Annotated in this window: 20 protein-coding genes; 7 read left to right on the top strand and 13 right to left on the bottom strand. The window is 58.9% G+C overall.

The window, feature by feature from the left end; translation table 11 throughout:
• The first annotated feature begins 4 nt into the window (after window positions 1–4).
• Window positions 5–2,329: a hypothetical protein gene (locus VH599_11450; protein HEY7348916.1), complete on the top strand. Its 2,325-nt coding sequence runs from the start codon at window positions 5–7 to the stop codon at window positions 2,327–2,329.
• Window positions 2,330–2,352: 23 nt separating this feature from the next.
• Here VH599_11450 and VH599_11445 read toward each other — a convergent pair whose 3' ends face one another.
• Complete coding sequence (locus tag VH599_11445; protein HEY7348915.1) at window positions 2,353–2,964, bottom strand: molybdenum cofactor guanylyltransferase; 612 nt, start codon at window positions 2,962–2,964, stop codon at window positions 2,353–2,355.
• Between the two features lie 133 nt (window positions 2,965–3,097).
• On the opposite strand from VH599_11445, the gene VH599_11440 reads away from it, so the two are divergent.
• Entirely contained in the window at window positions 3,098–3,886 is a 789-nt protein-coding gene (locus VH599_11440) for an MBL fold metallo-hydrolase (protein ID HEY7348914.1), read from the top strand.
• Between the two features lie 13 nt (window positions 3,887–3,899).
• On the opposite strand, the gene VH599_11435 is transcribed toward VH599_11440, so the two are convergent.
• Together VH599_11435 and VH599_11430 are read right to left on the bottom strand one after the other, a co-directional pair.
• Complete coding sequence (locus tag VH599_11435) at window positions 3,900–5,834, bottom strand: LCP family protein (protein HEY7348913.1); 1,935 nt, start codon at window positions 5,832–5,834, stop codon at window positions 3,900–3,902.
• 251 nt (window positions 5,835–6,085) lie between these two features.
• Window positions 6,086–6,592, bottom strand: a complete 507-nt coding sequence (locus tag VH599_11430; GenBank protein ID HEY7348912.1) for an HIT domain-containing protein — start codon at window positions 6,590–6,592, stop codon at window positions 6,086–6,088.
• Window positions 6,593–6,725: 133 nt separating this feature from the next.
• Here VH599_11430 and VH599_11425 point away from each other — a divergent pair, with 133 nt between their 5' ends.
• A complete protein-coding gene (locus VH599_11425) occupies window positions 6,726–7,580 on the top strand; it encodes a PHP domain-containing protein (GenBank protein ID HEY7348911.1) in 855 nt (284 codons plus the stop codon).
• 81 nt (window positions 7,581–7,661) lie between these two features.
• Window positions 7,662–9,476, top strand: coding sequence for a protein kinase (locus VH599_11420; protein HEY7348910.1), 1,815 nt, complete (start codon window positions 7,662–7,664; stop codon window positions 9,474–9,476).
• Window positions 9,477–9,483: 7 nt separating this feature from the next.
• On the opposite strand, the gene VH599_11415 is transcribed toward VH599_11420, so the two are convergent.
• Complete coding sequence (locus VH599_11415; GenBank protein HEY7348909.1) at window positions 9,484–12,309, bottom strand: FtsX-like permease family protein; 2,826 nt, start codon at window positions 12,307–12,309, stop codon at window positions 9,484–9,486.
• Between the two features lie 568 nt (window positions 12,310–12,877).
• Window positions 12,878–14,335: a proline--tRNA ligase gene (proS, locus tag VH599_11410; protein HEY7348908.1), complete on the bottom strand. Its 1,458-nt coding sequence runs from the start codon at window positions 14,333–14,335 to the stop codon at window positions 12,878–12,880.
• Between the two features lie 242 nt (window positions 14,336–14,577).
• Between proS and VH599_11405 the strand changes: the two genes are divergently transcribed.
• Genes VH599_11405 through VH599_11395 form a run of 3 tightly spaced genes read left to right on the top strand, consistent with a single transcriptional unit; the run spans window position 14,578 to window position 15,445 of the window.
• On the top strand, window positions 14,578–15,162 hold the full coding sequence (locus VH599_11405; protein ID HEY7348907.1) for a hypothetical protein: 585 nt from the start codon (window positions 14,578–14,580) through the stop codon (window positions 15,160–15,162).
• Window positions 15,159–15,317 (top strand): hypothetical protein, encoded by a 159-nt coding sequence (locus VH599_11400; GenBank protein HEY7348906.1) that lies wholly within the window; start codon window positions 15,159–15,161, stop codon window positions 15,315–15,317. The genes VH599_11405 and VH599_11400 overlap by 4 nt, the downstream gene beginning before the upstream one ends.
• Window positions 15,311–15,445 (top strand): hypothetical protein, encoded by a 135-nt coding sequence (locus VH599_11395; GenBank protein ID HEY7348905.1) that lies wholly within the window; start codon window positions 15,311–15,313, stop codon window positions 15,443–15,445. The genes VH599_11400 and VH599_11395 overlap by 7 nt, the downstream gene beginning before the upstream one ends.
• On the opposite strand, the gene VH599_11390 is transcribed toward VH599_11395, so the two are convergent.
• From VH599_11390 to tsaE, 8 genes are all read right to left on the bottom strand, one after another.
• Window positions 15,442–16,689, bottom strand: coding sequence for a cation:proton antiporter (locus tag VH599_11390; protein ID HEY7348904.1), 1,248 nt, complete (start codon window positions 16,687–16,689; stop codon window positions 15,442–15,444). The genes VH599_11395 and VH599_11390 overlap by 4 nt on opposite strands.
• 20 nt (window positions 16,690–16,709) lie before the next feature.
• On the bottom strand, window positions 16,710–18,272 hold the full coding sequence (locus VH599_11385) for an NAD-binding protein (protein ID HEY7348903.1): 1,563 nt from the start codon (window positions 18,270–18,272) through the stop codon (window positions 16,710–16,712).
• 17 nt (window positions 18,273–18,289) lie between these two features.
• The gene (gene dapB, locus VH599_11380; GenBank protein ID HEY7348902.1) at window positions 18,290–19,099 is read right to left on the bottom strand and encodes a 4-hydroxy-tetrahydrodipicolinate reductase; all 810 of its coding nucleotides are present in this window, start codon (window positions 19,097–19,099) and stop codon (window positions 18,290–18,292) included.
• Window positions 19,100–19,201: 102 nt separating this feature from the next.
• Entirely contained in the window at window positions 19,202–21,190 is a 1,989-nt protein-coding gene (locus VH599_11375) for a S9 family peptidase (GenBank protein ID HEY7348901.1), read from the bottom strand.
• Window positions 21,191–21,334: 144 nt separating this feature from the next.
• On the bottom strand, window positions 21,335–22,495 hold the full coding sequence (gene tsaD / locus VH599_11370; protein HEY7348900.1) for a tRNA (adenosine(37)-N6)-threonylcarbamoyltransferase complex transferase subunit TsaD: 1,161 nt from the start codon (window positions 22,493–22,495) through the stop codon (window positions 21,335–21,337).
• A gap of 3 nt (window positions 22,496–22,498) precedes the next feature.
• On the bottom strand, window positions 22,499–23,134 hold the full coding sequence (gene rimI / locus VH599_11365; protein ID HEY7348899.1) for a ribosomal protein S18-alanine N-acetyltransferase: 636 nt from the start codon (window positions 23,132–23,134) through the stop codon (window positions 22,499–22,501).
• 46 nt (window positions 23,135–23,180) lie between these two features.
• Entirely contained in the window at window positions 23,181–24,251 is a 1,071-nt protein-coding gene (tsaB, locus tag VH599_11360; GenBank protein ID HEY7348898.1) for a tRNA (adenosine(37)-N6)-threonylcarbamoyltransferase complex dimerization subunit type 1 TsaB, read from the bottom strand.
• A gap of 111 nt (window positions 24,252–24,362) precedes the next feature.
• Window positions 24,363–24,950, bottom strand: coding sequence for a tRNA (adenosine(37)-N6)-threonylcarbamoyltransferase complex ATPase subunit type 1 TsaE (tsaE, locus tag VH599_11355; GenBank protein ID HEY7348897.1), 588 nt, complete (start codon window positions 24,948–24,950; stop codon window positions 24,363–24,365).
• Window positions 24,951–25,006: the final 56 nt, after the last annotated feature.

Here is a 25,006-nt window from a genome sequence, read left to right as displayed (position 1 = left end):
CGCTATGCCAATAAACCAGCTACAGCTTCGCAGTTTTGTTCTGGATGGGCTGCGCGCCATTGGCGCTTCGCCCGAAGAAATAAGCCGCGAGATTTATCAGGCTACCCTTCCCTCTGACGCCCAGCGCATCTTTGCCAATCAAAAGCAGTTGCTCTTCACCTTCCAGCGCGACGCCCAGGCCGACTATCCCGACGCCGAACTGGTTACAATCGGCGGCGCGCTCTTGAATCGGCTAACCGATGTTTTACGCAAACGCGCCCAGGCAGCCACCATCATGCTCATCAGCCGCGACCCGACGCCGCCAACCCAGTTCGCCTGCCCCTTGCCGATGCTCGGATGCCAGGCAGCCGGAGCCGAGGTCATCGCCGGTTACGCGCCGCTCACCCACTTTCTTATCAAGACCACCTATCTGACCGATGAAAAGATCGAACAAATTTTTGAGGTCAGCATTGACCAGGCTACCGGGAACCTTCAACTCGATAGCGATGACTTCAATAAACTGCTTCAGCGGCCCTTAAAGCCAGGGCGACCTGACGAGCATATCTTTGCGCAGATCGATGAAGTCAGCGCCTTGCGCCTGTCCTTCGACGCCATTCAGCCGCTGGTGCGCCAGCGCGCCCAGGCCATCGAATCAAGCGTTTCGCGGCACCTTGATGAAGAACTGGCGCGCGTTCGGGCCTTTTACACGGCGACGGCCTCCGCTGCACTGCCACCCTCCGATCCCACCAGCGCCGACATACTCAGCGCGGAAGAAGCCGCCCAGCTAAAAGCCGAACAAGAACGCCAGCAGCAGGAGCAGCAAGAACTGGAGGCTGAAAAAGAGCGCAAGCTGGATATGGCCCGCGAGCGTTATCGCCTCATCGTCCGCACCAGTCTGCTAGAGGCGATTACCATCTTCCGCCCACTGCATCGCTACACCTTCCACGTCAGCGCCGACCACGCAGCCCCCCAGAGCGCCTTGCTGCCGCTCGCCATTGACGTTGACCCGCTCAGCAGCACACATCAGTTGCCAGCCTGTGGCTCCTGTGGTGGCATCATGGCCCAGGTCTGTTACTGTGAGCGCACCCCACACCTGGTTTGTCAGGCGTGTATCCAGCTATGCACAAGCTGTGGACACGGGCGCTGCGGCGAGCATCCGCTGGGCGCTTGCGCTATTGACGGCGCGAGGATCTGTGATACCTGTCTGATCGAGGCCGAAGATTGCGGGCATCATGTCTGTTCCGACCATCGGATGCGCTGCGCTGTCTCTAACGGCGCGGTCTGCGTCACCTGCGCGCGTACCTGCTCCGCCTGCGGGCGCTCCAGTTGTCCGACTCATACCCTCGCCTGCCATATTGACCAGACACCGCTCTGCGTCAACTGCGCGGTGCGCTGCGCGCGCTGCAACGAAGTGACCTGCGCCAAAGATCAGGTTCTTTGTCGCACCTGTGGTGAAATCACTTGCAGCGCCTGCGCCTCGCGTTGCGCCGATCCCAATTGCCGACGCTACCACTGCAATATTCATCTTCAGAGCTGCGCAACCCCAGGCTGCGCTGATCGTTTTTGCTCAACCCATGTCAAAGCCTGCGCGCAATGTGGGCGATCTCATTGCCTGCCGCATACTACCACCTGCCACGAGTGCCAGCAGCCAGTAGGCTATGGGTGCGCGGCCCTCTGCGTCAGTCATGGACACCCGCTCTGCCGCAAGCACGCCCTGCCCTGCAACGTTTGCAACCAGCTAGCCTGCCCAAAGGGGCTGACCAACTGCCGATCCTGCGGGCGCGCCACCTGCCGCAACCATACCCTGGTGTGCAGCATTGACAGGCAGCCGTTCTGTCCTTCCTGCTCTGGCGCTTGCGCCACCTGCAATAGCATCCATTGTGTTGCCAGCCATCTCACCACATGCAGTGATTGCGGGCGACGGCATTGTCCCGCGCACATCGTTGCCTGTCATGTAGATGGGAAGTTCTTCTGTGCGCAGCACCAGGCCGCGTGCGCCATCTGCGGCCAGCGCCACTGCCAGCATCACACCGTCGCCTGCGCCATCTGTAACCAGCCAATCTGCTCAACATGTCGCGGCGCGAAAGGCGTCTGTCGTTTGTGCGCCTCGTTGCAGAGCATTCCAGCTACTGATCCACGCATCCAGCGAGCGTATCCCGCGATCAGCGCAGCAGGCGTGCGTCCAAAATCCGCATCCACCTGGTTTCTGGCCGAAACGCCAGAACGCCGCATCATCGTAGCCCGTATGCTGCTGCGTCATCATCTCTTTGTCTTCCGCCCGGCTGATGGCGCTCCGCTAGCACACCGCTCCTTCGGCTTCCTCCAGGGAGGTCTTTTCCCGCCCCCCTGATCGGGCAAAGATGAGGATGACGACTATTCCTTCTGCCTATCATGCTCTGCAAGCATCTGAAGCGCCTGTTCCCACTCCTGTGGGGTATTCGCGTTAAACATCGAGAGATGCCGGGGATCAAAACGATCAAGCTCAGCGCCTTCCACAAAACGAACCGCAAGCGTTGCCAGGAAACGCTGCACCCGGAGATCACCTGCCAGAAGCTGCGCTTCTATTACTGGCAAACAGCCTCGTTGATAGACGGCGTGTAATGGATGCGCTTTCCCATCAGCCCGCGCCAACACCGCATCATAGCCATCAGCCAGCGTAATCAAATAGCGCAACAGTTCGGGATTCAAGAAAGGCATATCACAGCCAACCACCAGCACAGCCTCTCCGGCCAGTGTGTGCAGGGCTGTGGCAATCCCGCCAAGCGGTCCCTGATTGGGCCAGCGATCAGGAATAATGGGAACGTCGGGGACCAGCGCCGCTCGCTCAGGCGATCCAATGATCGCTACCTCTGGTGTAATCGCGCGTATCAGCCGTGTCGTGCGCCGCAGCAAAGGCTCTCCCTGGATGAGCAGCGCCGCCTTATCGCTTCCCATGCGCCGACTCTGCCCACCGGCAAGAACAGCGCCGCTTACCTTCTGTAGCATGGGTTCAGTATCCCATTCTTCTTGCCCCAGCCAGGGCATCTATGATAGAGTTTTGGGAGAGCGCCTTCAGGGAAGCGCATATAAGGGACAACAACTAGAAAATAACAGGAGTATAGAGGGAAAAGCAAAGCATATGCCAGATGTCACATTCCTTGGCACCGCCGCCGCTGTGCCAACCGCTGATCGCGGCTATACCTCGCTTGTCATCTTTGACGGGCGCACCGGCATGTTGATTGACTGTGGCGCAATCGTCTTCCAGGGGCTGCTGCGGGCAAATATCCAGCCTGAGACGATCACCGACCTCTTCATTACGCATGCCCATATCGATCATATCGGCGGCCTGCCATCGCTGCTGGAATGCCTGCGCCTTTCAGGGCGGCGCGCCCCCTTGCGGGTCTGGGCGCTGCCTGAAACTCTGGAAGTGGTCGATCATCTGCTCCAGACGTTTGCCTTTGAGATCCCCTTGCCGCTTCCCTATGCCTTGAATATCCAGCGTCTTGAAGGAGACGGCGCTTGCCCGCCCTTCGGAGACAACGCTTTCTCCTTCATACCAGTGCAGCATAGCATCCCGACGGCTGGATTGCGACTAAGCTTCCCGCGCGACGATGGCAGCGCCTGGACGGTTGTCTACTCCAGCGACACCAGGCCAATCAAAGCCCTGGAAACATTCGCCCAGGGGTGTGATCTGTTAATTTTAGAATGCACCTATCTCGATAGCAAGAGTACGTCTGCCGAGCGCGTTGGGCATATGACGGCGGGACAGGCGGGGCAGCTTGCCCATAATGCCCACGCCGGGGCGCTGGCCCTCGTTCACCTGGGCCTCTATGATGGCTGGAACGTCGAGCAGGCCCGCAGCGAAGCCGCCAGGGTGTTCGCAGGCGATATTATCTTTCCCGCTGACGGGGACCGCCTGCATTTTTGACGCCAGATCAAGCCTACTGAATCTGCGGGGCGGTGTCGGAGCCAATAATGATGATAATATCTACCCCTTTTGGCGCAGGCTGGGTAGAAGCCTGATAAATCACGCCAAGCATCTTGCTGAGAACCTGGCATGTCCCATCAAACTGGGGCTTAAAATCCTCGATCTGGGTTGCCAGGTAGGTTCGGCTGGCATTCGTGGTCTGCACCACCTTAAACCCTTGATTTTTCAGGATCGTTGCGAGCTTAGCGGCAACCCCGCTCGTCTCGCTGCCGTTCTCGATCAGGATGCGCGCGCCCTCTGTCGCAACAGTCTGCGTATCTGCTGCTGTGAGGTTATGCAGATTCACAACTGGTGGGGCCGAATCAGTAAAGATTTGTTTGATCGTGGCGTTGATCGCTCCCCAATCTGGCTGAACCACAGACTTCCCATTCACCGTAGCATTATGCCCATAGGTTGGCGCGCTCAACACTTTCTGGATGAAATCTGTGGGCTTCAGCCCTCTGGCGAAGTTCGCCAGCGAAAGCACCTGGGGGATCGTCAGGCTCGTAATCACGCTGTCTTTCAGGTCGTTCGCCAATTCATCCAGATTGCTTAATATAGCTCCACTGTCCAATTTCTTCTTCAACGCCACCAGCACTGACTGCTGGCGCGCCGAACGCCCAAAATCGCCCGTCAGGTCGGAATGGCGCGAGCGCACATAATTCAGCGCCTCCGCGCCATTCAGGTGCTGCGGGCCAGCCGGAATATAGAGGCGCTGGTAGGCATAGGGATCACCATGAGGATCAAGGTCTTTGGGATAGGCATCGTCAACGATGGGATGCAGCACATCCACATCCACGCCGCCCAGCGTATCAATCACCTTCACAAAGCCATCCAGTCCGACCCAGGCATAGGCGCTGATGGGAATGCCGAAGTCATTCTCAATAGCGGCTGCGGTATGCGCAAAGCCGTTTAATTTCGGGGTTGAGGGGCCATAGGTTAAAGCGCCAGAGATTTCGTCGAGCTTCAGACAGCAGCTTCCCGTATCGCTTGGAATCCACATATCGCGGGGGATAGATACCATCGTCACTTTATGATGTTGTAGATCAATGCGCACCACAATATCGGTCTGAGTCAGCACCGCGCCGTTGCCAAACTTCGCATCGTTGTCGCTGCCCAGCAAAAGCAAATTGAACGCATTCACACCAGTGAGCGTATCGGGTAACGCCGTAGGTTGGACATTTTCTTTAGTAGTGCCGACATTGGGCAGCGCCTTCCCCGTCACACTTTGCGCAACCGTATATAACTGGTAGAACCTTGCCACCGCAAACGAAGTCGTCGAACAGGCGCCCAACAGGAAGACCGCCAGCACCACCTTGAGCGCCATCCTCCGCGAACGGCGGGGCGCTTCTTTGCTGGCTGGTACACCAGGCTTGCCAGGAGGAGGCATCCCGCCTGAGCTTCCGTCGCGGTCACGCCTTCTGCGCCTGGGGGCGTTCGGCCCATCATCGCTGTTACGCCCTCGTCGCGGCGGAAAAGCGAAGTCATCAGCCTCTTCGCCAGCATACACTCCCCGGTCGGCTGGGGGCTGTGAAATTGGACGCCGCGAACCCCTGGCATCAAAGCCAGCGTGATCAGCACGCTGACGCGACGGGGGCGGGAATAGCTCCGGTCCGGCGTGCGTCAACTCATCTTCAGAGGGCAAACGCTCCTGAACCCGGTGGTTGGCTGGAGCGTTGGGCGCTGCTGGAAAAGGACTCCTAAACAGTCCACCGCTGCGGGCAGCTTTCGGGCTGTCATCGCCATTCACAAAAGGCGGCGGTGCTGGCGGCCTTGAACGGGCCTGCCGTGACCCATCGGCTGGCCGGGAAGGGCGCTCAAAGTCGTGCCCGCCCCGCGCTGGCGAGCGATCTCCGCTCATTGGCCGCGAAGTCCGATCAGGCCGGGAATACTTTTCATGCTCATCCACTGCTTATTGCCCTTTGTACAACTATGCCCGCTTTGCCCGCGCACCCCTACCCTCACCCTCCGCGCCTGGCGCTTCGTATATGAGCCACCGAAAGGATGGGTCTGTCACGCTCGTCCGTGTCCTTGCTCTTAAATATACACGGTTGAGTTATGGCATTTGTAACATTGTACGAAAAACAGCCCAGGCGCGATGGATGAGTCATCTGGACAAAGGGAAGCGAACCAATCAGCAGCCTGATGTGATCTGGCTGATCAGCGAACCGGGGAATCGCCCTCAATAGCGGTAAACGCCTGACGCAGTTGCTGATAGGTATTGCGTAGATAATCGGGCATGACCTTGACATCAGCCAGCACCGGCATGAAATTGGTATCGCCATTCCAGCGAGGCACGATATGAAAATGCACATGATCGGCAATCCCTGCCCCGGCAACCCGCCCCTGGTTAATACCCATGTTAAAGCCATGTGGCTGCATAGCAACCCGGAAAGCGTGCAGGCAGCGTTGGGCAGTCGCCATCAGATCGGTGAGCGTCGCTGCATCTAACTCCTCAATGCTGGGGACATGTTGAAAAGGCGCAATCATCAGATGCCCGTTGTTATAGGGGTAGATATTCAGCATGACAAAACAATGCTCACTGCGATAAAGGATGTAGTAGTCCTCATCGCGCCCCTGAGCCGGTTGGGTACAGAAAATACACCCCTCAGTTTCGCCACTTGTGTTAATATAGGCCATGCGCCAGGGCGCCCATAAGTGTTCCATGACCCGATCATATCACATCGGCATGTTGGTAGAAAGGTTGGCTAGTATGCTATACTGTGCTATACCATCACACCAGACAATACCCATTTTCAACGAGCAAACAGCGATCTCTGAGAGCTTGAGGAGTACCTGATTGGAACCCATCTATATTACCCGCGACGCCCCTATTGACCTTCATATGCACACGACCTACAGCGACGGCCACTGGCGCCCCGAAGAACTCTTTGCTTATCTTGCCGAACATCATTTCGCGTTAGTCTCCGTGACCGACCATGATCGCATAGACCGTATCGAAGAAATGCAGGCGCTTGGCCGTCAGGTTGGCATTCCTGTGCTGGCGGGCGTAGAAGTGACCACCGAATGGGAAGGCAAAATGGGCCACGTCCTCTGTTATGGCATTGATTCTGCTAACGCAGAGTTCAAGTCTCTGCTGCAAAAAACAGTGCAGCGCCAGCTAGAGAACACCCAGGCGGTTTATCAGGAACTCCGGCGGCGCGGCTATGAATTTCCGCGTCAGGCTGAGGTACTGGCGGAGCAAAACGGCGATCTTGTGCGGCCTGTAGATAATGCTCGTCTCCTCCAGGCACATGGTCAGGCTCAACACTTTCAGGAGGCGCTGAAAATTATGACCGATGCCGGTTTTCGCTCCATCATGGCCGATATGGCCGAGGCCGTCGCTGCCGCGCACCAGGCCGGTGGGTTCGCGCTGATTGCCCACCCCGGACGCCGCGAAACCGGGTTCACTCTGTATACCACCGAGTTATTAGATCAGGTCTCAGAGCAAGTTCCCCTTGATGGGATCGAGGTCGTCCATCCCTCGCACTCGACTGAGCAAGTGGCTGACTTTCAAGCCTATGTCACGCGCCGGGGTTGGCTCACCAGCACCGGATCAGATTCTCATGGCCCACGCCATCGCTATCCTATCGCCCATCAGGCCAGCCTGAGCGCCGCTTTGCTCAACCGCTGTAATGTGCTGCTGGACCATTAGCTGATCCTATCCCGTCGTTACCGCTGCTGCTCGTGTACACGAGCAGCGTTGTATATCGTTTGATGGAGGCAAGCAGGGCGGATGAGCTACCAACCGTTGAATCCTGGCGCTCTGCTCCAGGGACGTTATCTCATCGAAGACCTGCTGGGAGAGGGCGGCTTCGGCGCGGTCTACCGCGCCCGCGACCTGCACCTTGCCAGACGGCTGTGCGCGGTGAAAGAAACCTTCGACACCTCCAGCGCGGCTGCGGTGCAATTTCGCCTCGAAGCCGAAATCCTCGCCGGCCTGGAACACCCCTATCTTCCTGAAGTCTGGGATTACTTCGAGGAGGAGCGCGGCCTGTATCTCGTCATGGAGTTTATCGAGGGCGAAGACCTGGAAACCCAGCTCAACCGTGACGGCCCACTCCCAGAATTGCTGGTGCGCCAGTGGATTTCGCAGCTTTGCGGCGCGCTTGCTCTGATGCACGCTCGCCAGCCTCCAGTGATTCATCGAGACATCAAGCCGGCCAATATTAAAATACGCACCAATGGACAGCCTGTGCTGGTAGATTTTGGGCTAGCCAAGGTCTACCACCCAACCCAGGAAACTGTGCTGGCCGCTCGTGCAGTCTCCGATGGCTTTTCGCCCATTGAGCAATACGGGCGTGGCCGGACTGATGCTCGTTCCGATATGTACGCCCTGGGGGCCACACTCTACAACCTGCTGACTGGCGTTGTGCCGCCAGATGCGCCCGCGCGCGCAGTCAATGACCCGCTTGTCCCTCCCCAGCAGGTCAATCCTGCCATCTCACCAGGCATGGACCGTATCATCCTGCGCTCGTTAAGCATGCACACCGAGGCGCGCTACCAATCGGCTCTGGACCTGCAACGCGAGCTAGAACGGGGTCACGCGGCTGCCGGACCATATTTTCGCGGGCCAACCTGCCCATCCTGCGCAGCACCCCGCAAAGTCGGCTTGGGTTTTTGTGATTGCTGCGGCGCTACCCTGCCAGTCCCTGGGATGACTGGCCCCATTCATGCCACGCCGACCCGGCCTATCTTCGCTTCCGCGCCGCCTGCGCGACGCCAGCATACCTGGGAAGTCATCCCCAGCCCAACCACTCATACACTCTATGCGCTGGGTGGAACAGCCGCCGAAGGGTTAGCGGCGTGTGGCGCGAATGGAACGATCCTGGTCAACGTGACCGGCAACTGGGTGGCGCTCGCCTCACCTACCGCCGACACCCTACACGCCATCGCCCTGCGTGGTCAGAATATCTGGGCCGCTGGCGCCCAGGGCGCTATCCTCCATTATGGCCTGGGACGCTGGAACTCGCTTCCTTCACCTGACGGCGATTCATACTACGCTCTGGCCCTGAGCGGCCCAAAAGAGGGCTGGCTCGCGGGAAGCTCCGGCGCTATGCTGGCGCTCAACAATGGAGCCATGACCCCTGCGGCCACACACACACGCCATGTCATCTATGGGCTGGCCGTCAACGCTCAGGGTCAGGGGTGGGCAGTTGGCAGCGAGGGCTTGATTCTACGCCTCCATGAAGGGTTCTGGCTGCACGAACCTTCCCCCGATTGGAACGATCTCTTTGGCGTGGCCTTCACTCCGAATGGAGACGCCTGGGCGGTTGGCGACGGCGGCGCTTTACTCTATTACACTGGCTCATCCTGGGTGCGCGGGCCGGACGTGAATGCCCCCGCCCTGCGCGCTATTGCCTTCAACAGCCAGGGCGAAGGCTGGGCTGTGGGCAGCCGAGGCGTTATCTTACGGTTCCTTAAGGGCCAGTGGGCGCCCTCCAGCAGCCCGGCGCCCACGACCCAAACGCTCTACAGCGTGGCTTTCCACCACGATCAGGAGGTCTGGGCCGTTGGTGAATCAGGGGTGCTGCTGCGCTGCCTGAGCTAAAGACTGGCTACTCATAGCGCAGGACTTCTAACGGCCTCACTCGCGTTGCTCGCCAGGCGACCAAGGACGCCATCACCATTGCCAGCATCGTCGTACCCATCACAATCGCCAAGGTAATCGGCACGCCGACCCCTAAATCAGTCTTAAAGACCAGCTTGCTCAGAACAAAGACCATCAGTGTCACCAGCGCCATTGCCAGCAGCCCTCCCAGGCCACCTATCAGGCCATTTTCGAGCAAGACCTGCCCCAGCACTGTGCGGCTGGTATAGCCCACCGATTTCAGAATACCTATCTCGCGCCGCCGCTCCAGCATCGCCAGCCCCACCGCGTTGGCGATAATGATGATGCCCGCCAGCAGCGCCAGAGCGGCAATCGAGGTCAGAGCGATCACGATGTCATCCAAAAACTGCTGAATGATGACGCCAACATCAGCAATATTCAGGATAAACGCTGCTGGCGCGGCGCGGCCAAGGGTGCGCACCGCTGCCCCCGTCTGATTGACATCAATCTTGAGGTAATAAACCGTTTGCGTCCCTGGCCCACCCAGCGCAGCGGCCAGATGCTCGCTCCCAAGCAGCGTTCCAACCTGGAGGTTCCGAAAGCTCGCGCTGTAGAAGCCAACAATAGTGAGCATTTGAGCGTTCTTTGCTGTTTGTAGTTGTGAGCAGTTGATCTTCCCTGCCTCGCCGCTCCCCTGCGACCCACCGAGCAGGGGATTGACCACCGTGACCTGATTTCCGACTCGCAAATGGAAAGGAGCCGCCGCCAGACGCGCATTCGCCAGAACATTGGTGGTTTCGCTGTCGCTGGCAGCGAGCGTGCGGCCCGTGGAGAGATCAGCGCCATCGCGGCCCTTCTTCGCCAGCGTAATTCCTGGCGGCCCTTCAGGATATTGACTCAGGTTATAGCCTTGCATACTGCTCAGCAGACCCGCTCGATCTGGATCGGTATCAGGCGTCAGGAAGCTGGGAAGCGGGCGGCCATTGATACACTCCGGCACAAACTGCGCGAAGTTCACCACCAGGCGCTTTTGCAGGCCAGGCAACGTGGGAAGCTGCGCGTCAATCTTCTGGCGCTGTGTCGAGGGCAATCCGGCAATCACATTATAGGGTAACTGCGTGGCGATGCCATTTTGCAGCTTCGCGCTAATATCCTGCCCCAGCACCAGAATCAGGCCGATGGCAAACACCCCGACAAATAAGGCGAGCAATGTAGTCACAGTTCGCGTCTTCTGTCGGCCCATGTTGCGGAACGACAGCTTGACATTCGCTTTCCAGGTGCGCGGCAAAAAGACGACCACATAGCCCAGCACAGTAGCCAGCAGAACCAACGCGCCAAAACCCGGCGCGAACACCACCAGCGCCACCGAAATCCCCACCGCCGCGCTCACCAGCAGGAGATAGGGCCACGAGAGCCGTTCCGGCACCGGCAGCAGGCTAATTGCCAGGACAACCAGAGCGAAGCCGAAGCTCAACAGGCCGAGCAAAATCAGCGTGCCATACACGACCTCCAGGCTCAAGAGGAGGTCGTTCATAATCACAAAGGCGAGCAAGAAGAAGAGCAGCGAAAGCAGCGCCAGCAGCCCAATGGTCAAGAGGAGGCTGCCAAGGCCGCGCCCCTCATCCAGTTCGCGCAGCACGTTCTGAGGGCGAATACCAGCAGCTTTGACAATCGGCAGCAAACCAAAAATAAGGGCCGTGACCAGTCCCACGACAACGCCTGAGACGACAGTCGGCCAGTCCAGCACATAGGTCAGTTGCAGGTGAAGCGCGTTTTCCACCACCCGCTTGATGGCATAGCTCAAGCCGATGCCTGCCAATGCCCCCGTCACTCCCCCGATAATTCCCAGCAGCCCGGCCTCCAACCCAAACAGCGTGTACAGATCACGACGCTGATAGCCCGTTGTTTTCAGCATCGCAATCTCAACCCGCCTGCGCCGCAAGATGACCTGCATCGTATTGACGATGCCAACTCCCCCAATCAGCAGCGCCATCAGACCCACGATCTCCAGAAACTTGCGAATGAAATCCACGCCCTGCTGATTTTGCTGGAGCGCCTCTTCCGCTGTCGTCGCGCTCGCCAGCGGGAAGCGGTCCTGTACCTCCTGCTTCACCTGAGTGGCTTGCGCCGCAGTGGTTGTGGTGACATTGACGGTATTATAGAGTTGGGGCTGATCTGGCGCTGCCGCGTGATAGGTATCGCGTGAAATAATCATCAGCGATTCCCCACCCGCGAAGGCTCCGGTTTCGGCCAGCACTCCCGCTATCCTGACGGTCACGACCACCGTATTTCCGGGGCTTAAAGCACTGGTCACGCGCACCGTATCGCCGAGGCTGCCGCCAAACTCATCAAAGAGCGTCCTGGTCACAATCGCATTTTTGGGATTGGCCCGCAGCACTTGCTGGAAATCAGCCCCATCGGGCAGGAGCATGGCAGGCGTTCCCAGCAGAGGATACGTCGCGCCTGCGGCGCTGCTGGCCGATGTATTCACCAGACGCAGGCCAATGGGCAGCGAACGCTCATCGGTAGTAAAAGTCGTCGCACGCTCATCGCTATAGGCGGTAAATCCCGTAATCTCTCCCCTGGTTTTCAGGTCCGTAAAAAAATGCAGATCGCTTTCGCTGAAATTGCCTGTTCCTGAGGAAATGGAAACGTCACCGCCGTTCAGTTCGCGGATATTGCCCGTCAGCGCGGTGTTGATCATCAATCCAACCAGTTGAAGGGCCACGATTGCCATCACGCCAACCGCAACGCAAAAGACCGCCAGAATGGTTCGGCTACCCCCGCGCAGCAGGGAGCGGCTGGTATAGCTGAGGTACAGCTTGAGTTTCATCGGGCTGACACCTTCTTCACCAAGGGCGAGCCAGGAGTCCCCTGCTGTTAAGCAGGGGGAGGAATGGCCGCCCGACACGCTTGCACACACGTTCCTCATCTGGTATACTCCGGCTGCGCTTAGACACTTGCCGTAGGTCCAGCATGGACGTGCCAGGTAGGCAAGAGAGACGGTTTGCGCAAGGCAACCACCCGATGATAGGAAGCGGGTTGGTTGGAGGACACCACGGCTGAGCGACGGACACTGCCATGCGCAGGAGCACAGGCGAAAGCGCAGGCTGCATAGAAGAACGCTCCTGACTCGGCATGCTGGGCCAGGACGGGCGCGTTGTCAGAGCGCCCAGTTGCACGGTTGCAGAACCATGTAGCGGTCTACGAAGTTGAAGCATCAGAACCCTCCTGGACGCTGGTGAATTGAGATGGAGGCTGGCTACAAACCCCTCGCTTGAGCGATAGGGTATCTGACATAAAACGAGGGGAAGTACTTTGCTCGTACTATCCCCTTTGCTTCTTCTGTACTCCCTGTACGCAAATCAGGCAGCAGAAGTTACATCGCCCCAGCAAGCAACCTAATAGGCTTTGGCAAAAATCGCCCAACGGCTCGCCTGGCGGCCACAATAGATGCACTTGCCTTCGCCGCCCGGCTGGGACAGCGGCAGATTGCGAATTGTCGCCTGGGTCTTCGCTTTCACCTCCGCTTCGCAGACGCCATCGCCACACCACCAGGCTTCCACAAACCCTAGATGCTCTCGATCAGCCATCAGCCGCTCCAGCGTCGCAAAATCGTCGGCGCGATAGGTACGGCTCTGCCTGAAGTCCAGCGCCCGCTGGTACAGGTTCTGCTGAATCTCCTCTAACAATTGCTGCGCCCGCCTGGCAATCTGGTCCTGCGTGATCATCTCTTTGGCGCGTGGTCGGCTATCGCGCCGCACCAGCACCGCCTGATGATTCTGCACATCTTTGGGGCCAACCTCCAGCCGCAGCGGCACGCCGCGCAGTTCCCAATCGTTGAACTTATAGCCCGGCGTCTCCTCGCGCCAATCGGTATGAATGCGCAGGCTAGCGCGGCGCAGTTGTTCCTCCAGGCCAGCGACAGCCTGCGCCACCGCCTCGCGCTCCGGCTCCTTGCGCCAGATAGGCACGATCACCACCTGAAATGGCGCGACCCTGGGCGGCATCTGCAACCCGGACTCGTCGCCATGCACCATAATCACCCCGCCAACCAGCCGCGTACTCGCGCCCCAACTGGTTGTCCAGACATATTTGCGCTCGGCGTCTATATCCTGAAACTGTATGCCAAAGCCTTTGGCGAAGTTCTGCCCCAGATTATGCGAAGTCCCCGCCTGAAGCGCCTTGCCGTCGCCCATCATCGCCTCAAGCGAGTAGGTGCGCGCCGCGCCAGCAAAACGCTCGGCGTCCGATTTCTGGCCCGTAATAACGGGTATCGCCAGTTCTTTCTCAATGAAATCCTGATACACATCAATCAGGATTTTCAGCGTCTCAGCCTCTGCCTCCTCCTCGGTGCGATGCGCGGTATGTCCTTCCTGCCAGAGAAATTCAGAGGTACGCAAAAAGGGGCGCGTGCGCCTCTCCCAGCGCACCACGTTGGCCCACTGATTATAGAGCAGCGGCAGATCACGATAGGATTGCACCCATTTCGCATACATATATCCAATGATGGCTTCGGAGGTCGGGCGAATCGCCAGCGGCTCCGTCAGTTCTTCGCCGCCGCCGCGTGTCACCCAGGCCACTTCGGGGGCGAAGCCCTCGACATGCTCAGCCTCTTTTTTCAGGAAGCTCTCAGGGATAAAGAGCGGGAAATAGGCGTTCTGGTGTCCCGTCGCCTTAATCCGATCATCCAGCAGGCGCTGCATATTCTCCCAGAGCGCGTAGCCATAAGGCCGGATAATCATACAGCCGCGCACAGGCGATTCATCGGCAAGCTGGGCTTTGCGAATCACATCCAGATACCACTGCGAAAAATCGTCTTTATCTGCCAGGTCTTCCACGTACCGTTCTTCAGTCATATCATCTCCTTGCTCAAGCTATACGGCTCGTATTGTATGGCGGGGCATGGCTCGCGTCAAGACCACATTGCCCCGAAAACCAGAGCGCATCTTCTCTCGTAACTCACCAGACCTCTCTGCCATGATCTTCTTCCTATCTGCTATGATCTTCTTTCAGAAAGCAGAAGAACACGCATGAAGGGGTGTTATCGGTGGAGCGCCAGGAGATCAGGAGAACACCTGGCAGGCGCCAGGGATGCATATTGGCAGCAGGCGGATTGCTGCTGTCCTGTGCGCTGCTGGTCATTGGCCCAACGGCGTATGCTTTTTATCGCTACCGCGCCGCGCAAATCTTTTCGGGCATTGTGGCTGCTTCCGGCCAGCGAATAACTCTGCCCACCCGGAGCGCCGATACCTACACGTTGACCCTCCAGCCACAGGTGAGCGCGCCCGGAGGCGTTACGCTTGGCTTCACGCTGCGCGACAGCTTTGGCCGCATACTCGCGGCCAACACCGATTTTTACACCACCGGCTGCCCGGCCAGCAGCGCAGCCAATGAAAACTGCCCTGCTCAGAGCCGCGCCTTCCAGTTCAATGACACGTTGGGCGGTCCGGTCCAGTTGACGCTTCAAGCTACACAGCCAGGCATACAGGTAGCGGTGCAGGTGCGCGACGAGAGCGCGGGCGGTATTTTCGCCAGTGGCTCGCTCTTCGTGTTTGGCGCATTTTTGGGCTGCGGTTCCCTCTTGTGGATCGTGTGCGCGGCGCTCATCGTTCTCTTCGCCCGCCGTCTTGAGCAGCGTCCCGCTTTCCAGAGACACGAAAACGCGAAGGGTCCAGCAGAGTGAGCGATACCACGCGCAGCCAATTCGTGCTGGCCCTCCTCAGCGACCTCCAGCAGCGAGGCTATAGCCCTGACGCCTGGCGCCGTTTTTTCGCCAACCTGACTTCAGCCACACGCTCTGGGGCCGCAGAGCCGGAGTCGCTCAATCGCTCTTGCTGATAAGCGTCCTCGCGCCTCAAACGCTGGCTCCTGTAATCGCGCCCATCTATCTTCCGCTGCTGCTGGTCACGGTGGCGCTGGCGCTGCTGGCCCCGGTCATAGCGATCAGGAAAACCTTCACCTGCTAATCCAGCGATCCAGAGGAAAAATGGGCCAGAGGAGGCGCTGCCGCTGGCGGGCCTGAAACAACTCTGGCTGATCCCGTTGGCTGGGTGAGAAGCCTGCGGGCTAAGGGGCGAAAAAGCGCCGGGAAAATGACCGCCCCAACCACAGAAGCGCCAAGCACACTCAGCGTGGAGCCTGCATCGAACACGCCCAGGCTTACCCCCACCTGCGCAACGGCTACCTGCATCGTCAGGGGGGCCGAAAGGAGCAATGCTCCGGCGCAGGCGGCCTTCCAACCTAAGCCGGTCAATTTGAGCAGGGGCATTGCCAGCGCCCGCACCAGCAATGACGCGGTAAGCAGTTCCAGCAGCAAGAGCAGCGTCCCCTGATTGCGCAAACCTGAAAGCTGCAACCCCAGCCCAACATTGATGAAGAAGATAGGCACAAAGAAGCCATGCGCCACCGCCGCCAGCTTATCGCTCAGCGACCCTTGATGACGAAAGACAAACGCGAAGATCGCCCCGGCAATAAAGGTCGCCAGCACCTCCTCTACTCCTAACAACACAGCCGCCGCGGCAAAGACCGTCATCAAGGCCAGCGCCGCCCGCACACCAAGCTCGGCGGGATCGTTAGAAGCCACAAGCCGTCGAAACTGATGAGGATGCCACCAGACCACCGTACCGAGGATTTGCAAGACCAGCCAGCCGAGCAAAAGAAGCAGCGCGAGCTTACCAACAGCAAGAAGGATTGGAAGCGAAAGCCCATAGCGGCGCAGCAAGCTATAAAGCGTGAGCGCCAGGATCGTCAGAAACTCGCCAATCGCTCCGCTAATGAGCACGATCTGGCCGAAACGCGAGCGGCTCAATTCCGTTTCGCGCAAAATAACCAGCACGACCCCAATCGAGATAGCTCCTACAAGCAGGCCAAAAATAGGGTCGTAGCCAAGCAGATACGCTCCGGCAACGCCTGCCCCCAGCACACCCACTGCAAAAGCCGCGCTGCGAAACACGCCGCGCGAACCCTCATGCTCCACCAGCACAAAATCAACTTCCAGCCCGGCCAGAAAGAGCAGCAGAATGAACCCGAAGTGCGCCAGCGCAGTAATAAACACATCCGGTTGAGCCATCATGGGCATCAGATTCCCCAGCAGCGCCCCGTACAGCATCTCGCACGCCGCCGCAGGCAACCCGATACGCTTACTCAGCAATGGAATGAGAAACGCGCCCGCCATAAAAAGAAGCAGGGAAATGGCCTGATTTTCAGACATACGCTCGCCCCCCGAACACATCACTCATCGGGAACCACCAGCACTGAACAAGAGGCGCGCAGCGCCAGATAGCGCCCGACATCGGGGCGAAAGAAGGACGCCCGCACACGACGAGGCACGCGAACCACCAGCAGATCGTGTGGATCGAGCCTGGCTTGCACCTCGCGGATAGGGTTGCCGGTCAGATGCTGGCGTTCGACACGCATATGATAGGTCGCCGCCAGTGTCAGCATAGCCTGATCGATCTCCTGGCGCGTGGTAGTAATCATCTCGCCCGCAATAAAGGCGGGCGCAGTCACCGCCAAAGCTCGCACCTCCAGCTTTAGCGCGCTGCCCACAGCAAGCGCCGCCCGCAAAGCGCGTAACGAGCCTGCCTCCCCAGTTTCTGCCCCATTGCCTTGTATCAAAGCCGCCACCTGCCGATAGGGGGCTGAACTCCGCGCAATCAACACTGGCTTGTGCGTATAGGCGAGCGCGTCATCCAGAAGAGTGCGCCGCCAGCCAAAACGACGGCTCCAGCCCGAACGCTGAGGCGGAACCACCAGGCACCCCCATTGCTGAGACAACACATCAGGCGAGCGATAAAAGAAGGGCTTGGACAGGCCCTCTTGCGGAACCTCCAGCAGCTTCACCAATCGTTCTTCCCATTGTTTCCAGCGTTTTTCGTCGCCCCAGACCAGAAAATCCATCTCCTCAGCAGCCGAGTGTTCAGCAAGCGCCCGCGCCTCATGAATCGCTGTATAGGCGGCCTGAGACGATTTCTCCAGCACAACAGCCAGCCGGGCGCCATACGGATAGGGGAACTGCGCACGACCAAGACGCAAATAATCGGCAACGCCGGGCAGAAGCAGAGGTGAGCCAACTAACAAAATATGATCATGCTCTTGCAGGCGCGTTTGCCCATGTGGAATAATCAGCCTCCCCTGCCGATAGACTGCCGCTATGAGCCAGTGGTCGGCGGCAAACGCTCGCAGCGGGCGGCCCAGCACAGGCGAAGATGCCGGAATCGTCAGTTCCATCAGTTCGCCATGCCCCAGCCCTAATTCTTCCGATACCTGGAAAGCTGGCTCGATCCGGTTCGCCAGGGCCACCGCCAGCGACGTATCCATCAGAACCGTCTGAACTCCAAGCGCCTGAAACTGCGGGAGCAGATCGGCCTCGCGCACCACAGCGGCTAATAGGGATACACTGAAATGGTCACGAGCAAGACGGCAGATTTCCAGATTGGTCACATCATCACTACAGGTGGCAACAAGGCAGTCAATATCCCCTGCCCCAGCGCGTTCCAGGGCTAAACGGCTCGTTGCATCACCTGTCACACAGATGAGACGGTCCAACCGATCAGCCACATCGGATAGAGAAGGGGGAGATGGCGAGGAAATAGGAGAGAGGGCAAGCGCCTGATGCGCAGCTTCCAGCCCTTCCTGTCGGGTATCCAGAAGAATGACCGACCAGTGTTCGATCAGACGCTCAGCCAGACGCCGCCCTGTGCGCCCCGCCCCAGCAATGAGAACGCGCCGCCGATGGTTCTCTCCGATGGCAGCAGAGTGGGTAACGGTTGCTAAGCGTTCAACATGACTCATACGCGCCCTTTTCCAAACTATAATTCTAGCAGAGCGTCCAGCCCACGTACCAGGCCGCGAAAGCTCATCACCCGCTTGATCGCAAGCAGCGTCCCGGCGACATAGGATTCAGCCGCAAACGAATCATGGCGAAGAGTTAACAGCTCGCCCGGTCGTCCAAACAAGATTTCCTGGTGCGAAACCAGTCCGGGCAGGCGCACGCTATGCACCTGAGCGCCAGCCAGTTCAATGCCGCGCGCGCCGGAAGCCTCTGGCGCTTCCTCGTGCGGAAGCGCCGATGGAGCGCCAGCTTGCGCTATACGACCAAGGCGCGCCGTCGTTTCAAGCGCCGTCCCTGAAGGCGCATCAAACTTATTTGCGCCATGATACTCGATAATTTCGCAATCAGGGATATAGCGCCGGGCTATCTCGGCAAACTTCATCATCAGCACCGCCGTCAAGGCAAAATTGCCCGCAACCAGCGCGCCCACGCCCTGCTCCTGCGCCAGCAGATCGATCTCCTGAAATTGCTCTTCTCGAATACCCGATGTCCCCACCACAACCGCGATACCACTTGAGAGCGCCGCGCGCACATGATCCATTACGACGAGCGGGCTGGTGAAGTCAACCAGCACCTGTGGTCTGCTGTGGGTGAGCGCATCGCCAAGAGCGTCATCAATCAACACGCCCAGCGGCCCAACACCCACTACCAGGCCAATGTCGCGCTGCGCCCCCCGCCGCGCGACAGCGCCTACCAATTCCAGTTCAGGATCACGCATAATTGCCGGAACAAGCGCCCGGCCAACCCAGCCAGTTGCTCCCGCAATGGCTACACGCAGGCGTGCCATATTTCTCTCGCTTAGATGCCCTGGAGCGGGCAAAGTATCAGGCTAATCAGCCAGATAGGGTATCACCTGAGCGCGTCCGGGTGCGCTTCGCGTCTTCTCTACTCATCTTCGCTCGTCTTCCCTGGCGCCTGCCGGAACATAACGCTCAATCCACTCGAAGACTTTCTCGCGCACATGGAGACGCTGGCGCGGACTGGCATTAATGGTATGGCTGGAGCGCGGCACGCGAATAAAATCAACGGGCGCTCGCCCCAGCTTCTTCAGCCAGACATAGAGTTGTTCACCCTGCTCTATGGGGCAGCGGTAATCGTTTTCAGCGTGAATAATACGTGTCGGCGTCGTAATAGTGGGCGCGTAGGTAATCGGCGAGCGCTCGCGGTAGACCGCCTCGGCCTCCCACGGCAAACCATACTGGCGCTCTGCGTAGGTAGAATCAATATCGCCTGTGCCAAAAGAACTGGTCAGGTTCGTCACGCTGTTCAGCGTAATCGCCGCCTTAAAGCGGTTCGTATGGCCGATAATCCAGTTGGTCATATACCCGCCATAGCTGCCGCCCGTCACCGCCAGGCGCTCAGGGTCAATGCCACCGCGCGCAATGGCAGCATCCACGCCCGCCATAATGTCTTCGTAATCCTTGCCGCCCCAATCGAAATCAACCGCCTGCGCAAAGGCTTCGCCAGAACCGCTGCTCCCGCGCGGATTGACATACAGCGCCGCGTAGCCGCGCGCCGCCAGCGCCTGTGCCCAGAGATAGAAGGTGCTGCCATACGAACTGAACGGGCCACCATGAATCCAGAGGACCAGTGGATACCGCTTGCCCGGCTCCGCGCTCTGTGGCCGATAGAGCCAGCCATCAATATCCCAATCATCCGGCCCCTTGAAGGTGAACCGCTCCGGCTGTGCAAGCGCAGCTTCTCCGAGCAGCGCCGCATTCATCGTCGTCAACCGCCGCTCAGGGGCAGTGGTCGGCGCAGTATCCAGGCGATAGTGATAGACATCCCAGATGTTTTGGGGATCGGCTTGCAGCGCCAGCAGAGAACGTCCATCGCTTGTCAGCGCAATCATACTGATATGATGTTCGCCCCCAGTAACCCGCTCTGAATCGCCGCCAGCGGTGGGGAAACGAAACACATTCGTGCTGCCATGCTCGGTGACAACCGCATACAGCCAGAGGCCATCGGCGGACCACTGCGGCGGCGACGAACCACCCCAATGCAGATCGGTTAGCATCGCCGGGTGGCAATCGAGATCATTCTGGTCGCTCACATCATGTGGCGCGCCGCCCTCGCGGGAGATAACCATCACATGCGTATTGGCGGCAGAATTACGCGGCAAAACCGGCGTCATGCAATAAGCGATCATCTGCCCATCCGGCGACCACGCGGGCGCGGAAACATCCGCACTGCCGTCTGTCAGCCGCAGGTCTGTTTTGGTTTCAGCGTCAATTAACCACAAGTCCTGGGTCAGATTGGCATCGCGGTCTTCGGCGCGATCAGAACAGACCACGATATACTTCCCATCCGGCGACCAGGCCGGTTCGCTGTGGTGATAATCGCCCTCGGTGAGCCGCGCCAGTTCACCGCTCTCGACCTTGATCTTGAACAGATGATTGCGCCCCTCCAGCAACCCGCGCCCATCCCAGCGAAATTGCAGACGCGTCACCTCACGCAATCGCTCCGCCTCATCACGCTCCTCGCGCTCTTTCGCCTTCGCATCTTGTGGTGGATCATCAGCGTTGGTAATCTTGCCGTCCAGGCGCACCTCGCTGGTAAAGGCGATCCACGCCCCATCAGGCGACCAACAGAACTCGCTTACCCCATGCTTCATATTGGTCAGCCTGCGCGCCTCGCCGCCATCGGCGGACATCACCCAGACCTGACTCTTCTCGCCCTCGCGGTCGCTCAGGAAAGCCAGAAAACGGCCATCTGCCGACCAGCGTGGCGACGAATCGTGCTTTGTTCCGCTGGTAAACTGATGGGGAGCGCCCGCACCCACATCTAGCAGCCAGATGGCCGAGCGTTTCTCATTGAGTTCTTTGTCTTGCGTTTCAAGCGTAAACGCCACGCGCCGTCCGTCCGGCGCAAGCCACATATCGGTAACAAGCCTGAAAGCCCAAGTATCCTCCAGGGTCAACATTCTCCGCTGGGACACAATACCCTCCAGAAACGTGCTACAGGGACAAAAAAGCGTAGCCGGAGTTGTTTTGCTGTTATCATAGCACGTAGCTCAAGGGGGTCAGGAGGCGAAAGGCAGTTGCAGCCCTGGCTTCACATCCAGGTCCAAGCCATCGCGCTCACCCAGGCGCAGATGGAAGTAGCCAGCGACGGCGATCATGGCGGCGTTGTCGGTGCAAAACTCGATAGGGGGATAGGAAAGCGGAATCCCCAGCGGCTTGAGTTCCAATTCCAGCCGCCAACGCAAGGAAGTGTTGGCCGCGACGCCACCGGCCAGCAAGACATGCGCTACACCATGTTCTTCTGCCGCCATGCGCGTCTTGGTTGCCAACACATCCACCACCGCCTCCTGAAAGCCAGCCGCCATATCAGGGATAGAAATGCCGCCCCAACCTGCCGCCTGCGCCCCCTGCCGCACATACTGATGCCCGCGCACATCGCTTCCCGTTGGCACAGCAGGAGAGCCGCCCTGCGCGCCCTGCACAATATGCAGCACAGCGGTCTTCAAGCCGCTGAAGCTAAAATCATAGGTTCCACGCAGCCACGCGCGCGGCAGCTTGTAATAGGGATGAGTGTTGGACCGGCGCTCGCCCGCAGCCTTCTGAATAGCAGGCCCGCCGGGGTAGCCCAGGCCGAGAATGCGCGCCACCTTATCAAACGCCTCGCCAGCGGCGTCATCGCGTGTGCGCCCCAGCAATTCGTAATGGCCGTGACGGCGTATCAACACCAGTTCGGTATGCGCGCCTGAAACAATCAAAGAGAGGGCAGGAAAACGAGGATCGCCCTCTTGATAGTCACCGCTCGCATCCTGCGCCGTTCTGGCTGCCAGATGAGGCGCAGGCGCAGTATCCCCTTTGCGCAGCCAGTTCGCGTAGATATGCGCCTCCAGATGATTGATGCCGATGAAGGGCAGGCTGCGCGCCAGGGCCAGCGTCTTGCCCGCCGTCAGCCCAATCAAGAGGGAGCCAGCCAGCCCAGGCCCATAGGTAGCGGCAATCCCATCCAGGTCGCTCCAGCGCGCGCCAGATTGCTCCAACGCCATCTCGATCACCGGGATGATGGTCGCAAGCTGCTGGCGAGAGGCCACTTCAGGCACGACCCCTCCATAGCGTTGGTGAATCTCCGCCTGAGAGGCCACCACATTGGAGAGGAGATAGCGCCCATCGCTGACCACAGCAGCGCCAGTTTCGTCACAAGAGCTTTCAATCCCAAGAATAAGCATCGCTTAACTCTCTGCTTCCAATCTCCGAAGCAGCGCGGACTTTAGATTCTGGAAACGTTCTTTATAAGCAGACGAGGCAAGTTCTTCTGTCCACATAATCAGTGCGTCTTCCTGGTTATCGCTGTAATAGCGATGGCGCATGCCTGCCTCGCGGAAGCCATATTTGCGATAGAGGTTCTGGGCAATATAATTCGAGACACGCACCTCAAGCGTCACCCATTTTGCGCCAATCTGGTTAGCAATATCAATCAAGCTTGCCAGTTCAAGCTCGCCCAACCCTTTGCCACGATAATCGGGGTGAACCGCAATCGTGGTAATATGCGCCTCATCAACCATCAACCACAGCCCGGCAAAGCCAATAATCGAGAGTTGATGAGGGGCCGCAAGCGTCGCAACTGACCTGGAAGGCAGCAGCGATAGGGGGAAAGGGCGACGCAGGCGCTCAGCAGGCTCCTGCATGACGCGCTCCTGGGGCTGGATCAAGGCGTTATCCCGCAGCACAATGTAATGCGCCCAACGGTTATCCTGTAATTCTTTCCGGTAGGCGCTGGGAGGCCAGGTTGCGGGATAAGACAGCTTTTCGATCTCGACGACTCGCGGCACATCGGCCATAGTCATTCGTTCAACGAGGTAACGCACCTGATCCCCTTTCTACATCTGGTCTAGCCTCGGAGCTTTACCTGATCTATGTTGGTGTCGCCCAAGAAAGCCCCCCAGACGGACCAGGGGCCTCATCGCCCGGCGTGAACCCCGATTGTCGCTTCAGACCCCTGGTCGGCTTCGTCCAACGCTCACCGCGCATAGCCTCTCTATCCTTTGCATCGCCCAGGCCATCTTCGCTTTGCAGCGCCAGATCGCGCCCGTTCGACTGACCTGGCGCATCCTCAGCGCCGACAGCAGGACGCCCACCTCCAGCGGAGGGATGAGCGGATGTCTTCCCCCGATCTCCACTTTGGCCCAGAAGCTGCGGACGCTGCCTGGCGCTGACGGTAATATGAGGTCGGCGCAGATAGAGCGGTTCAAGCGTCAGTGGATCGTCTACCTCGCCGCGCTCCAGGCGCTGAGACGCCAGATCGGCCAACAAGCCGGCCCGTCTGACACAAGTGAGCGGGGAAACAAAAAGGGCCAGCGGCCCCAGCGTCTCCGCCAGCTTTCGCCGCGCGCCCGCGCTGAGGTCGCCACAGAAGAGCGTAGGGTGTTTGATCTCCTGGGCCAAATCTTCAGCCGTCACGACCTGATACTCCCCCTGGCGCTGCCAGTAGAGTCCATCCCGGCGCAGCGAATTGCTGATGGGCAGCATGCGAGCAATCCAGGCTCCATCGCCTGGCGAACTCTCCTGGAGCGGCCTGGCCGTCGAGGCCGCATCAAGAGTTGCCTGTTGATAGAGCGCAGCATACAACTCGCCACGACCTGCATCCATGAGCGCGCAAACAGGAAAGGCTGCCGCCGCCTGACTATAGGCAATAACATCCAGCGTGCTGATGCCAAGCAAGGGTACGTTCAGGCTGAAAGCCAGCGTTTTCGCCACTGTCACCGCCACACGTACCCCCGTGAAGGAGCCAGGGCCGGTAGCGGCTGCCACCGCGCTTACCTGTGAGAGCGTCAGTCCTCGCTCCTTCAGCAGCCATTCCAGCCGACGCAGCAACTCGACGCTGTGGCTGGCGCCGACATCCCAGGTATATTCCGCCTGTATCTCGCCATTTTGGCAGAGGGCCAGACTGGCAAGGTGGGTTGAGGTATCGAGGGCAAGCAGCATGACACTTCCGTTGCTAGAACACTTATACGGAGCTATTCCCCTGGGCCGCGCGCTGAACCGCCAGCAGCACAGCGATAAGCGCCCACATACAGATATAGCAAAAGTAGGCGCTCAAGCGCCAATGCCAAACGCGCTTTTCCTGAACTCAAAGAGCATATTGACATATCGCGCGCCCTGCCCGCTGAGCAGGACACCGCGTTTGGTTTCACTAATCATCTTCAGGCGAATCCGCAGATGCTCGCTCGGCCAGAGATGCTCAGCCTTATTGGCCCACTCCACCACACAGACGCCATGACTCTCAAAATATTCCTCAAAGCCCAGATCAAGAATTTCACTGGCATCATCCAGGCGATAGAGGTCAAAATGGTACAGAGGGAGCCGCCCCTCATACTCTTTGAGCAGCGTAAAAGTAGGGCTGCTTACCACCTCACGCACCCCCAGGCCCTCAGCAATACCCTGTGTCAAACTGGTTTTGCCGGTCCCCAGGTCGCCATCCAGCAGAACCAGATCGCCGCCACACAGCAGTTCGCCCAGTCGAGCGCCGAGCCGCTGAGTCTGGGCCAGACCGTGACTCACAATATCAAGCACAACTGGCTGGTCTGCTGCCCCTCCCAAAGAAGCCATTTCCGAACGCAGGCTTTGTATGTCCTGGTCGGATGGTTCCCACGATTGTGAAGCATCCTGGCGCTTGGAAAGCATCGCACGTACCCTGCCGCCCAAAGTGGTATACGCTGTATTATAGCACACCCCTGGGC

Source organism: Ktedonobacterales bacterium (assembly GCA_036557285.1).
Classification (GTDB): domain Bacteria; phylum Chloroflexota; class Ktedonobacteria; order Ktedonobacterales; family DATBGS01; genus DATBHW01.
Note: the sequence above shows the minus strand (reverse complement) of the source record. Positions and strands in the feature narration are given on the sequence as shown.

Coding starts and splice junctions, on each gene's coding strand:
- VH599_11375 (HEY7348901.1), bottom strand. CDS start 21,190: ATGTGGCTTGCGCCGGACGGACGGCGCGTGGCGTTTACGCTTGAAACG.
- tsaB (HEY7348898.1), bottom strand. CDS start 24,251: ATGCTGCTTGCCCTCGATACCTCAACCCACCTTGCCAGTCTGGCCCTC.
- VH599_11445 (HEY7348915.1), bottom strand. CDS start 2,964: ATGCTACAGAAGGTAAGCGGCGCTGTTCTTGCCGGTGGGCAGAGTCGG.
- tsaE (HEY7348897.1), bottom strand. CDS start 24,950: ATGCTTTCCAAGCGCCAGGATGCTTCACAATCGTGGGAACCATCCGAC.
- VH599_11450 (HEY7348916.1), top strand. CDS start 5: ATGCCAATAAACCAGCTACAGCTTCGCAGTTTTGTTCTGGATGGGCTG.
- dapB (HEY7348902.1), bottom strand. CDS start 19,099: ATGGCACGCCTGCGTGTAGCCATTGCGGGAGCAACTGGCTGGGTTGGC.
- VH599_11415 (HEY7348909.1), bottom strand. CDS start 12,309: ATGAAACTCAAGCTGTACCTCAGCTATACCAGCCGCTCCCTGCTGCGC.
- proS (HEY7348908.1), bottom strand. CDS start 14,335: ATGACTGAAGAACGGTACGTGGAAGACCTGGCAGATAAAGACGATTTT.
- tsaD (HEY7348900.1), bottom strand. CDS start 22,495: ATGCTTATTCTTGGGATTGAAAGCTCTTGTGACGAAACTGGCGCTGCT.
- VH599_11385 (HEY7348903.1), bottom strand. CDS start 18,272: ATGAGTCATGTTGAACGCTTAGCAACCGTTACCCACTCTGCTGCCATC.
- VH599_11390 (HEY7348904.1), bottom strand. CDS start 16,689: ATGTCTGAAAATCAGGCCATTTCCCTGCTTCTTTTTATGGCGGGCGCG.
- VH599_11440 (HEY7348914.1), top strand. CDS start 3,098: ATGCCAGATGTCACATTCCTTGGCACCGCCGCCGCTGTGCCAACCGCT.
- VH599_11430 (HEY7348912.1), bottom strand. CDS start 6,592: ATGGAACACTTATGGGCGCCCTGGCGCATGGCCTATATTAACACAAGT.
- VH599_11420 (HEY7348910.1), top strand. CDS start 7,662: ATGAGCTACCAACCGTTGAATCCTGGCGCTCTGCTCCAGGGACGTTAT.